The sequence below is a fragment of the Clostridioides sp. LIBA-7602 genome, assembly GCF_056688945.1.
Map to the genome: position 1 here is coordinate 2,024,537 of NZ_CP196991.1, position 12,364 is coordinate 2,036,900.

The window sequence follows — 12,364 nt, forward strand, 5'->3', positions numbered from 1 at the left end:
GCACACTCGTGACTTTAGTCATGGGAGGTTCAGGAAAGGACGATAATAATGGAGGATTTAACAAGATATAGAAATGAAATTGATGACATAGATAAAGAGCTTATTCAATTATTTGAAAAGAGAATGAATACAGTTCTTGAGATTGCTAAACATAAAATGAAAAATAACACTACTATATTTCAAAAAGATAGAGAAGAAAAAGTATTAAATAAAGCTGTAGATAATTTGAATAATAAATCATATTCACAAGAAACCATACAGTTTTTTAATTCCATAATGAAAATTAGTAGAGGGTTACAAAAGAGATTAATGGATAATGATAGTGAACATAAATTTGAATGTAGCCTGAATTCATCAAATGAGAAAATTGATTTATTGAACATAGATAAATATAAAACCTTAAAATATGAAATTAATAAAAAAAATATCCTAGTAGGGTTTCCAGGAATATCAGGTTCATTTACAGAAGAAGCACTAAATAAATTCTTCAACAAAAAAATATCCAAAAAACAATTTAAAGAATTTGAAGATGTTTTCGCAGCACTTAAAAATAAAGAAATAGATTATGGAATAATACCTATAGAAAATTCATCTACAGGAGCTATTTCTGAAACTTATGACCTTTTAAGAAAATATGGATTTTATATAGTTGGAGAAGAATGTATAAAAATAGACCAAAATTTAATTGGAATAAAAGGTACAAAACTTGAAGATATAAAAGAAATATACTCTCATCCACAAGGAATAGGGCAAAGTAGTGAATTTTTAAAACAGAATAGTAATTGGAAGCTGATACCATTTAATAATACAGCAACAAGTGCTGAACTTGTAAAAAAACTTCAAGACAAAACAAAAGCAGCAATTGCAAGTAAAAAAGCTGCAAATATTTATGAACTAGAAATAATAAGCCCTTGTATAAATGATATTACGAATAATTATACCAGATTTGTGGTAATCAGTAACCAGATACACATTGATGAAGAATCAAACAAGATGAGCATAGTATTTTCTGTTGAACATGAAGCAGGAAAACTGTATAAAGTACTTGGATACTTTGCTGAAAATAATATAAATATGACAAAAATAGAATCAAGACCTATGCAAAATGCTTCATGGAGATATTTCTTTTATATAGATTTTGAATGTTCTATATATAATCCTAAAGTATACAATTTATTAGAATTGATAGAGAATAATACAGCATATTTTAAATTTATAGGTGTATATAAAAATAAGATTGAATAGGGAATAGAATTCTTTATTTGATTGTAGTTATTAGGAGGTACAAAGATGAATTTTTTTGGTCTAGTAGGTGAAAAACTCTCTCATAGTGTTTCACCTCAAATCCATAAACGAATATTTGAGATATTAAATATTGAAAGTGCATATAAAAACTTTGAAATTTCAAAAGAAGATATATCTAAGTTAGGTGGTGCTATAAAATTATTAGGAATACAAGGAGTAAATGTTACTGTGCCATATAAGGAACGTATTATGAAATATTTGGATTTTATATCACCAGAAGCAAAACGTATAGGAGCAGTTAATACAGTTTTACTTAAAGAAAATATATTATATGGCTATAATACGGATTACTTTGGTCTCGACAGTATGTTCAAAATGGCACATATTGATGTACAAGGAAAAGTAGCTGTTATATTAGGAACTGGTGGTGCTTCTAAAGCTGCTCTTACATATCTTCTTGATTCTGGAGTAGATAAAGTTTATGTTTCAACTAGAAAAAAGGATAATAAAAAATTATTAAATGATAAAGCTATATTAATAGACTATGAGGAACTTAAGCATATAAAAGGAAATATAATGTTAAATGCTACACCAGTAGGAATGTATCCTAATATAGGGATATCACCAGTATCAAAATCAATTATACAAAATTTTGATACCTTAGTAGATTTAATTTATAATCCTGGAGAAACCGAGTTTTTAAAAATTGGCAATGATGTAGGTAAAAAAACTTGTGATGGATTATATATGTTGGTAGGTCAAGCAATAAAATCTCAAGAAATTTGGCAGGATAAAAAAATAAATAATGATATTTTAGATGTTATATATAATGAATTAAAATTAGAGTTTTTGTAAGGGGGATTGTTATGATAAATAAATCAAAAGAAAAATTAATATTAATAGGTATGCCAGGGAGTGGAAAAACTACAATTGGTAAACTTTTGTCTCAAGAGTATAGTTGTAGTTTCTGTGACATGGATGATTATATAAGTGAAATTTCTCAAAAAAGTATAGCAGAATTATTTTCAGAAGGAGAATCTGTTTTTAGAGACTATGAGACTCAAGCGTGTAAAGAACTTTCTGTAAGTGATAAGACCGTAGTGTCTACTGGTGGTGGTGTAATAAAGAAAGATATCAATATGGAAATACTAAAAGAAACAGGTATAATTATTTTTATTGATAGACCTGTACAAAAAATTTTAGAAGATATAAATATTAATTCAAGACCTTTATTAAAGAATGGCAAAGATAGATTATACAACCTTTATGATGAGAGAATAAGTCTTTATAAAAAATTTTCGGATATCGAGATTTTAAATGATAAATCATTAAATACTGCTATATATAATATTACGAATGAAATTAGTGATAAATTTAAATTTGAGTTTAAAGAAAAATAATCTGGGGGAGTGAAGCTAATGAATATTGTTATTGTAGGGCTAGGAGTTATAGGAGGTTCTTTTGCTAAAGCACTAAAAAAAGCAGGATATGAAAATGTATTTGGGGTAGATGTAGATTTAGAAACTTTAAAAAAAGCAGAAGAAATAAAAATCATAAAAGAAGGAAGTACTACGGGTAACGAGTTTTTTAAAGAAGCTGATTTAATCATATTATCTATATATCCTAGATTAATTGTGGACTTTTTAAATAATAATAAAGAATTCTTTAAAAAAGGAACTATAATTACTGATACCACAGGAATAAAAGAAGCAATTATTAATGATGTATTAAAAATAATTCCAGATGATATAGATTTTATATTTGGGCATCCAATGGCAGGAAGAGAAAAAAAAGGAATTGATTTTGCAAGTGAACAGGTCTTTAAAGGAGCAAATTATATAATTACTCCAACTGGTAGAAATAATATAAAGAATTTAGAATTAGTTGAAAATTTAATTTTAGAAATAGGATTTAAAAGAGTAAAAAAATTAACTTCACAGAAACATGATGAGATTATAGCTTTTACATCTCAACTTCCTCATGTTATGGCAGTTGCTCTTATAAATAGTGATGAAGAAGACAGAGATACTGGTAAATTTATAGGAGATAGTTATAGAGATTTAACTAGAATTGCAAATATGAATGAAGACTTATGGAGTGAACTTTTTTTAGGAAATAGAGATAATTTACTAAAATCTATAGAAAATTTTGAATCAGAAGTAAATTTGATAAAAGATGCTATTTTTAATAATGATAAAAATAAATTGGTAGAATATTTTAAAAAATCATCAATAAGAAGAGAAATTCTAGAAAAATAAAGATTGCTATTTAAGGTATATGTAGATGGGTATAGATATAAGTGATAGCATATTAAATTATATTAGTATTTATAGCTTTAATATAATTTAATATGTTATTGATGTATTTATACCCTTAAATATTATTACCCTATAAATAACATTTTTTTAAATTGCCCTTTATTAACAATTTATGAAACTTAATTGTAAAAAAGAGTTATTAATAGTAAAATAAAGTGAATCAATGAAATTACAATTGGAAAAGAGGGTGAGGTGTAGCTACTTGAAAAATAGTAGGCCAATAGTGAAAAATGTGTTAATTGCATTTATAGTACTATTCTTTTTTAGTATATTTGCATTTTTTTATGTGAGCAACATGGATAATGTGTTAGAATATGAAACAAAAAATTATTTGTCTGAAATTAGTGCAGAAAGTAAAATTGCCATCAATAGTAAATTGAAAAGTAATTTAGACAAATTAGAGAGTATTTCTAAAATTTTAGAAACAGAAGACAGCTTCAATTTAGAAAAAACTTTAAAAATGCTAAAATCATATAACGAAAATAGTAATTATAATAATATTGGTATGATTTTACCAAATGGGAAAGGATATGCTGAAGAAATTTTGGGAATAGATTTTTCAGATAGAGACTATTTTAAACTTGCAATTAAAGGTGAATCTAATATATCAAAACCATTAATAGATAAAGCGACAGGAAAACTTACTGAGACATACGCTGTGCCATTATACAATAAAGGTAAAATTGTTGCTGTGATTGCAGCTGATTATGATGTTGAGTTTATATCTGAATTATTATCCATTTCTACATTTAATGGAGAAGGTTTTTCACTTATATGTGATAGCAATGGTAATATAATTATTCCACCATATCATAAAAATTTAAACTCAAATATTACAAATCTATCCCAAATTAACTTTGAAAAAAGATTTAATTTTAAAAATATGAAAATGTCAGACCAAGGCGTAGTGCAAGTTAAAAAATTAGATGAAAAATTTTATATGGCATATACATCTCTAGGAATTAATGATTGGTTTATAGCATCCTTTGTTCCAAAAATAGTTGTATCTAAAAAACTGAATAATTTAATGATAGTTACAATTATTGGATGGATTGTACTTTCATTTTTATTTTTAGGTATTATAATGTACATATTATATTCAAAGACAAAGAGTCAAAAAACTATAGAAAAAATAGCATATACAGATTTTGTAACTGGTTATTCAAATTGGAGAAAGTTTGAATTGGATGTTACAAACTTACTGAAGAAAACTTCACAAAATAATAAATATGCAATGATTATATTTGATATCGATAAATTTAAAGCGATTAATGATATATACGGTCATAAAAAGGGAAATTTAATTTTAAAAAATATTGCTAATACTCTACATGAATTAACCAATAATAATGAAACTTTCGCTCGTGTAAGTGCTGATAATTTTAATATCTTATTAACATATGATACAAAAGAAGATATAATAAATACCATCAAAAAGATTATGACGAATAATGAATTTGTAAACTTATCTTTTGGAATTTATGAAATTAAAGATAAAACTTTAACTGTAAGTGTATATAGTGATAGAGCTTCACTTGCAAGAGCTTCAATAAAAAATAATAGTGATATAAACTTTGCTTTTTTTAATGATAAACTAAGAGATAAGTTATTACTTGAAGATAAGATAGAAAAAGAAATGGAATATGCACTTGAAAATGGGCAATTCGTAATGTATTTACAACCAAAATATAATATTAAATTAGATAAATTTTGTGGGAGCGAAGCCTTAGTAAGATGGCAATATACAGAAACAGAAGTCATATATCCAGGAGATTTTATTCCCATATTTGAAAAAAATGGATTTATTAGAAAGATTGATATGTACATATTAGAACAAGCTTGTAAAGAAATTAGATTTTTATTTGATAAAGGTATTTCTCCTTTGCCTATATCTGTAAACTTCTCAAGAGTTGATTTTTTAAAAAAAGATTTTACTTCAAAGATAGTAAATGTATGTGATAGATATAAAATACCATATAGTTTAATAGAAATTGAAATTACTGAGTCTAGTATGTTTGGAGATACTGATACCCTATTTGATGTGAGTAGAAATCTGCAAGACATTGGTTTTATAGTTTCAATGGATGATTTTGGCTCAGGATATTCTTCTGTAAATATGCTTAAAAACATACCATTAAATGTAATAAAATTGGATAGAGGATTTTTTATAGATGATAAAGATATTGATAAGAGCCAGATTGTTATAAAAAGTATAGTTTCTCTTATCAAGCAATTAGGTATAAGTGTCGTTGCAGAAGGAATAGAAACTAAAAGTCAAATAAAAATGTTAAAAGAAGCAAATTGTGATATTGTTCAAGGATATTATTTTTCAAAACCATTACCAGTTAAAGAATTTGAAAAATTAGTCTATAAAATATAGTCAATAAATCTTAAATGGGAGGTGGTAATTAAATGATAAGAGCAAAATCTTTAAAAAGTATACTGAGTATTGTTTTAATATTTTTATTTACAATAATTTCTTTTTCTGATTTTGCATTTAAAACTAATGTTCAAGAAGAAGAAAATAATAAAGTTAACTTAAAGGAGATATCTCTTCAAAGTTCTAATGCTATAAAAATAAAATTGGATAGTTCATTATCATTCATTAAAAGTGTATCAAATATGGTTTCATATTTTGCTACTATAGATAATCCAGAAGTAATTCCATTGTTATCTAGAATATCGAAGGAATCTGACTTTCAAAGAATATCTATTGTATCTCCTAATGGAATAAGTCATACTAGTGATGGGAAAATTATTGATGTATCAAATTATGAATATTTCAAGAAAGCAATTAGAGGAGAAAGTAATATATCTGAAGTTGTAAAATCTCCAATTGATGGAAAAGATACTTTTGTTATAGCTACACCTGTATTTAAAAATAATAAGGTGATTGGTATTTTATATGGTTCTTACTATAATGATAAATTAGCTGAATTTATAGATATAACAAGTTTTAATAGTGAAGGATATATAGATATATTTGAATCTAGTGGACAATTTGTTCTAAAATCTTCACATACGGACAATCTTATCAAATCAAGTAGTAATATATATGATATATTTAAAAAAGCTTCTTTTGATGAAAGCTATAGCTATAAAAAAATATATGAGGATACGAAGAATAACAAAAGTGGCTTTACATCATACGAATATAAAGGTGAAAAGCGTTATGCCACTTATACACCAATTGGTGTAAATGATTGGTATGTACTTTCTGTGATACCACAATATACTGTAAGAAAAAATATTGATAAAATAAATCAATTAGCATTTTCTCTTATTTTTAAAATATTTTTACTGTTTATTATACTTATAATATATATCTTTTATAAAAACAATAAATCTCAAAAACATATATTAAAAACTAATAAAGAAATATCATCTATTACGAATAGCATTCCTGGAGGCGTACAAAAATGTACTATTGGTGAAACATATGAATTTAATTTTTTAAGTGATGGTTTTATAGATTTATTTGGGTATACAAGAGAAGAAATAAAAACAGTATTTAATAACGACTTTTATAATTTAATACATAAAGATGATGTAAAAAGAATAAAAGAAGAAATTTCTGAACAACTTCATAAAAATAAAACTATTGAACTAGAATACAGAGTTATGACAAAAAGTCGTGATATAGTGTGGGTTTTAAATAAAGGCGAAGTTATAACAGAACCCGATGGAAAAGAGTATCTTTGTTGTGTAACAGTAGATATTACAAAAACAAAACAATTGGAAAAAGAAATGGAACAAAAGAATCTAGAACTTGAAATGGTATCCGAAAATGTTTTAGGTGGTATACTTATAACTGAGTTTAATGAAGATTTTACGATACAATATACTAATGCTGGTTATCTTTCGATGATTGGATATACTCGCAAACAACTAGAAGAAGAGCTTCAATACAAAGCATGTAATCTCGTTTTTTATGATGATAGAAAAAAGACTCTTGAAAATATACAATATCAGTTAGGTATAAAGGGTATAGCTGTATATGAACATAGGATAAGAAGGCGAGATGGTAATATTATCTGGGTTTCTGTAAAAGGAAAGCTTATTGTTGATAGTGATGGGAGTAAAAAAGGTATTTGGATTCTGACTGATATAACAGATTTGAAAAATGCAGAGCAAAAACTTAAAATTAATGATGAAAGAGTTAGAATTGCATTAAAACAAACATCAAACACTATATTTGAATATGATATAAAAACCAAATCACTTTTAAATGCTAACAAAGAACTTGATAAATACGATATTCCTGATATCACTAAAAATGTTCCATATTCTTTGGTAGAATCAGGAATAATTCATAAAGATTTTAGTGATGATTTTATAAATATGTACGAGAAAATAATAAATGGAGCAAAAATAGCAAGTTGTATAGTTAAGATAAAACTTCCAAATGAAAGTTATATATGGAATAAACTTACTTTAACTACAGTTTTTGATGAAGACGGGATACCCGTAAGAGCAATTGGTATACAAGAAGATATAAGTGAGCAAAAAGAAGCAGAAATAAGATATAACCAAGAAGGTAAATATCATTCAGCTATATTATCAGAAGCAATGATAACTTATGAGATAAATGTATCGAAGGACACTTTTATAAGAGGAAATGAAAACTGGTATAAAGAATTTGGAATTAAGCCTGAGAATAACTATTCTGAAATGGTAAAAACTATAGCAAATAGTATCATTTATAAAAATGATAAAGATGTGTTTTTAAACACATTTCTATGTAAGGACCTATTAGCTGCATACAAGAAGAATATAAGTGAAATAAAGTTGGAATATCGAAGAATGAATCAGGAAAATAAAATGATTTGGGTTATTTGTACAATGCACTTAATAAAAGATTCTATTACAAATGATATAAAAGCTCTTGCTTATGTAAAAGATATTGACAAACAGAAGAATGAGGAAATTAGATTAAAAATAAAAGCGGAAAGAGATACCCTTACAGGATTATATAATAAAGGAACTACAGAAAAACTGATTAATGATTTCTTAGCTTCTGAAGAAGCCAGTCTAGGAATTCATGCATTTTTAATTATTGATATAGATAACTTTAAATCTGTAAATGATAATTTAGGACATGTATTTGGAGATAAAGTATTATTTGAAGTTTCTAAACATTTAAAACCTATATTTAGAAAAGATGATATAGTGGGTCGTATTGGTGGAGATGAATTTATAGTATTCTTAAAAAATATTCAATCTTTTGATAATGCTAAAAAGAAAGCAGAAAAAATATGTGCTATATTTAGAAATTCTTACACCGAAAATAACAAGACATATAAGATATCTGGTACGGTTGGAATTTCATTTGTTCCAGAACATGGAACTATCTTTGAAGACCTTTATCAAAAAGCGGACATAGCACTTTATTATGCAAAAAGTAAAGGTAAAGATAAATATGCACTTTATAGTGATTGTATCTATCAAAATGAAACTAATAATATAGATTATGACAATATAAAAGAAGTAAATGAATATGAAAAATCTAAACCAGTACTTAAAAAAGCACTTGATTCCATTGATAATTATGTATATGTAGTAAATCCGAACACTTATGAACTTATTTTTGCCAATAATAAGATATTAAGTCTAGATTTAGAAATAAAATTGGGAGAGGCTTGTTATAAATCATTATTAAAATCCAACGAACCTTGTAATAATTGTCCTCTCAATGGATTGGAAGAAAATAAACATTCAAAATTCAAAATAGAGACAAATACATTTGGTACAAATATCAGCATAGCAAGTTGGATTAATTGGATAGATGGAGAATATAACTGTCTTATAGAGTGTATAGATATTTCTTTGTACAAAAATAAATAAAAAGGATTATGAGAATATGTTAAATAGTATAAATTTGATATTGGGTATAATATTTATAATTTACTATTTTTATCTTAAAATGGTTTTTGGAGGAATTTCATTTAGTGAAATTTTCTTGATTGTAGGAATTCTATTAATTGTTTATCAAATATTTAAGAAGAAAATTAAGGAAAAGAAGGTTTTTTATAAAGTGTTAAAGATAATAATCAGTGTTTTCCTAATAGTATTCATAATCACTGAAAGTTTAATTATTTTTTATCCTAAAAATAGTTTTGAGTCAAAGAGTGATTATCTATTGATTTTAGGAGCTGCTGTCAAAAAAAATACACCAAGCACAACTTTAAAAGGAAGATTAAATACTGCCTTGAAATATTTAAGAGTTAACAGTGATTGTGATGTGATTGTATCAGGTGGTAAAGGTAATGGAGAAAATATAACTGAGGCAAAAGCTATGAAAGACTATCTTATAAAAAGTGGTATAGATAAGAATAGAATAATAGAAGAAGATAAATCTACTAATACTTACGAAAACTTTAAGTATTCAAAATTAAAGATAGAAGAACATAGCAAAAGAAAACTACAAGACTTAGAAGTGAAAATAGTAACAACGGATTTTCATGTTCTTAGGAGTAAGATATTAGCATATAGAAATGGATATAAAAATACTTCTTTTTATGCTAGTAAATCAAAACTTTCATTTGTACCTACTTATTATACAAGAGAATTTTTTGCTCTATGGAAAACAATTGTTTTTGATAGATAATAAATAAAAAGGCTAGATATAAATTATAAATTTATACCTAGTCTTTCTCTATGTAATAAATTAAAAACTATAAAATTATTTTTTCAAAACTTCCTGTCATTAAGTAAGCAGGTTCAGCATCTATATCTATTTCTCATCTTTACTTACTGTAGAAATTTCAACATTATGATTTAAAAGTAATTGTTTATAAGAGGTTTTATGTTTTCCGATTCCAAAATATAATTTCCCTTCATAATCCATTACAAATCCAAATGGTCTTACTCTTGATTTATTATATTCAACTGTAGCAAAATAGAATGTTGGATTTTCTTTTAAAAAACTCATTATTTTTCCTATGACTAAATCTCCTTTGTATTTTATATTAGTATCATGAATATAAATAAAATATTCAAAATATTAATACAAATCAATATAAAGATAATTTTATTGTTATACTAATTATTGAAATTATTCATAAAGTTCACATAATAAAATTAAAGTTAACTAAAAATTCTTGTTTTGAGTTCGATTATTTAATTAGACATTTAAATAGATTTTAAGCTTATTATGCTCTTGAAGGTATAAAACATCAACGAAAAATATATAAGCTCTTTAAAAACTAAAATAAAAAGCCGTTATTTTGGGCGAAACTAAAATTATAAAGATTAATTAGAAGGAAAATATCAAAATAATGAAAGTAAATAAGTGGTATAAAACTCAGATAGGTTTTAGCATATATTTTCAAGCTTGTTTTTAATTTGTGATTGTTATGAAGAAAATAAAAATGCCAAGAAGTTTTTGTAATTAAAGTGAAAAATAAATAAAAATGAAACATGTATGGTTTAATCTTAAAACATATCTTAAGAAATTAAGTTTAATTTTTATAATATTTTGTTTGATGTTTTAGAGTATAAAAGTATATTTTTAATATATTTAAATCTAAAAAAGAGGAAAAATAAGAAAAAAATTACTGACATACTACTGACAAATCGTGTTTTTTTCGTTATGAATATATTGAAAATACTTACTTAGTAAAAAACGGCATAAAATAGTATATTTTATGCCATTTACTATTTTTTAGTAAGATAAGAAAAGAATTTTATTCCTATTATTGATGAGGAGAATACTATTTTTTTATATTGGAATAATAAGAGTAAATCTATAATATAGAAAAGAGGTATTTCTAGTATGCATGAAAATAAAAAGAATCTATTAGATGGAAGTTTAGCTCAATATAATGATGCAGCTGTTCCAAAAATACCAGTATTTGCTGGTAGTGATATAACTTCAGAAGTTTATTATTTTAAACCTAATCAAGTTCTTAAAGCTCATAGACATCCTAATGGCGAGCAAATATTTGTGTTCTTAAAAGGTGAAGGAAAAATGAAACTTGGCGAACATGAATGTGATGTAAAAAATGGTGATACTGTCTTTGTACCAACAGGAGAATGGCATGAGATTACGAATGGAAGCAATGAAGAAATGGTAGCTGTTCAAATTACAAAAATTAATGCTGGAGCAGAATACAGAGGATAGATATATAAGTACAAGTAGTACTTTGATTTCTATTTTTTTATATAAACTTTAATCTCAAAATATAAAAAGAGTCTTTTAAAAGACTCTTTTTATATTTTCATATTCTTTATATAGATTTTTTACTTAAAGATTCTACTTAAATAAGAAGTTTTTTAGTTAAAGTTAAATATAACCTTATTTTATATTTTTTATAGCATTCTCAGCAAATTCAGTATTTACAATATCTTTATAAGGAGCTTCTTTATCTAATTCTTTAGCCTCTTTCATAACATCCATTAATTTATTCAAACCTTCTTCTTTTAGTACCGGATTTTGTGACCATGCATCTATTGATTTATATCTATCTACAACTGTTGTTAAGTCTTCTAAAGATATATCTTCAAAGAAAGGTTGCATAGCTTTAGCTATATCTTTACTAGGTGCTTGTTGAACCCATAGTTGACCTTTATAAACAGCATTTGTAAATCTTTGAATTAAATCTTTATTACTTTTCATATATGATCTAGTAGTAGAGTAGGCTGTAAATGGTATCTCTCCAGAATCTTTTCCTATAGACGTAACTATATATCCACTGCCTTCTTTTTCCATAGCTGTAGCTGTAGGTTCAAAAGCTGTTGTGAAGTCTCCTTCTCCACCTGCAAAAGCTCCTGCCATTACACCAAATTGGTAATCAGTTTGA

General features: G+C 25.5%; 10 protein-coding genes. 8 read left to right on the top strand and 2 right to left on the bottom strand.

Annotated features, from left to right (window positions below; genetic code table 11):
* The first annotated feature begins 48 nt into the window (after positions 1 to 48).
* From pheA to ACTG45_RS09670, 7 genes are all read left to right on the top strand, one after another.
* Complete coding sequence (gene pheA, locus ACTG45_RS09640) at positions 49 to 1,245, top strand: prephenate dehydratase (RefSeq protein ID WP_021384673.1); 1,197 nt, start codon at positions 49 to 51, stop codon at positions 1,243 to 1,245.
* 45 nt (positions 1,246 to 1,290) lie between these two features.
* On the top strand, positions 1,291 to 2,100 hold the full coding sequence (gene aroE / locus ACTG45_RS09645) for a shikimate dehydrogenase (protein WP_021384644.1): 810 nt from the start codon (positions 1,291 to 1,293) through the stop codon (positions 2,098 to 2,100).
* A gap of 11 nt (positions 2,101 to 2,111) precedes the next feature.
* Positions 2,112 to 2,645, top strand: a complete 534-nt coding sequence (locus ACTG45_RS09650) for a shikimate kinase (protein WP_021384672.1) — start codon at positions 2,112 to 2,114, stop codon at positions 2,643 to 2,645.
* An 18-nt stretch (positions 2,646 to 2,663) separates the two neighbouring features.
* Complete coding sequence (locus ACTG45_RS09655) at positions 2,664 to 3,503, top strand: prephenate dehydrogenase (RefSeq protein WP_479918712.1); 840 nt, start codon at positions 2,664 to 2,666, stop codon at positions 3,501 to 3,503.
* A gap of 262 nt (positions 3,504 to 3,765) precedes the next feature.
* Entirely contained in the window at positions 3,766 to 5,943 is a 2,178-nt protein-coding gene (locus ACTG45_RS09660; RefSeq protein ID WP_479918713.1) for a bifunctional diguanylate cyclase/phosphodiesterase, read from the top strand.
* A 32-nt stretch (positions 5,944 to 5,975) separates the two neighbouring features.
* Positions 5,976 to 9,407 (top strand): sensor domain-containing diguanylate cyclase, encoded by a 3,432-nt coding sequence (locus tag ACTG45_RS09665; RefSeq protein WP_479920235.1) that lies wholly within the window; start codon positions 5,976 to 5,978, stop codon positions 9,405 to 9,407.
* Positions 9,408 to 9,423: 16 nt separating this feature from the next.
* The gene (locus ACTG45_RS09670; protein ID WP_479920236.1) at positions 9,424 to 10,170 is read left to right on the top strand and encodes a YdcF family protein; all 747 of its coding nucleotides are present in this window, start codon (positions 9,424 to 9,426) and stop codon (positions 10,168 to 10,170) included.
* Positions 10,171 to 10,296: 126 nt separating this feature from the next.
* Here ACTG45_RS09670 and ACTG45_RS09675 read toward each other — a convergent pair whose 3' ends face one another.
* Positions 10,297 to 10,494 (bottom strand): hypothetical protein, encoded by a 198-nt coding sequence (locus ACTG45_RS09675; protein WP_479920237.1) that lies wholly within the window; start codon positions 10,492 to 10,494, stop codon positions 10,297 to 10,299.
* Between the two features lie 843 nt (positions 10,495 to 11,337).
* On the opposite strand from ACTG45_RS09675, the gene ACTG45_RS09680 reads away from it, so the two are divergent.
* Positions 11,338 to 11,685, top strand: a complete 348-nt coding sequence (locus tag ACTG45_RS09680) for a cupin domain-containing protein (protein ID WP_021384642.1) — start codon at positions 11,338 to 11,340, stop codon at positions 11,683 to 11,685.
* A gap of 174 nt (positions 11,686 to 11,859) precedes the next feature.
* Here the strand turns inward: ACTG45_RS09680 and ACTG45_RS09685 are convergent, their stop codons facing one another.
* Positions 11,860 to 12,339 (bottom strand): ABC transporter substrate-binding protein, encoded by a 480-nt coding sequence (locus ACTG45_RS09685; protein WP_021384663.1) that lies wholly within the window; start codon positions 12,337 to 12,339, stop codon positions 11,860 to 11,862.
* Positions 12,340 to 12,364 lie beyond the last annotated feature (25 nt).

What these genes read in the sequence shown, in the direction of transcription:
- ACTG45_RS09685 (WP_021384663.1), bottom strand. Translation starts at nt 12,339, where the DNA reads ATGGCAGGAGCTTTTGCAGGTGGAGAAGGAGACTTCACAACAGCTTTT.
- ACTG45_RS09665 (WP_479920235.1), top strand. Translation starts at nt 5,976, where the DNA reads ATGATAAGAGCAAAATCTTTAAAAAGTATACTGAGTATTGTTTTAATA.
- ACTG45_RS09650 (WP_021384672.1), top strand. Translation starts at nt 2,112, where the DNA reads ATGATAAATAAATCAAAAGAAAAATTAATATTAATAGGTATGCCAGGG.
- ACTG45_RS09670 (WP_479920236.1), top strand. Translation starts at nt 9,424, where the DNA reads ATGTTAAATAGTATAAATTTGATATTGGGTATAATATTTATAATTTAC.
- ACTG45_RS09680 (WP_021384642.1), top strand. Translation starts at nt 11,338, where the DNA reads ATGCATGAAAATAAAAAGAATCTATTAGATGGAAGTTTAGCTCAATAT.
- pheA (WP_021384673.1), top strand. Translation starts at nt 49, where the DNA reads ATGGAGGATTTAACAAGATATAGAAATGAAATTGATGACATAGATAAA.
- aroE (WP_021384644.1), top strand. Translation starts at nt 1,291, where the DNA reads ATGAATTTTTTTGGTCTAGTAGGTGAAAAACTCTCTCATAGTGTTTCA.
- ACTG45_RS09675 (WP_479920237.1), bottom strand. Translation starts at nt 10,494, where the DNA reads ATGAGTTTTTTAAAAGAAAATCCAACATTCTATTTTGCTACAGTTGAA.
- ACTG45_RS09655 (WP_479918712.1), top strand. Translation starts at nt 2,664, where the DNA reads ATGAATATTGTTATTGTAGGGCTAGGAGTTATAGGAGGTTCTTTTGCT.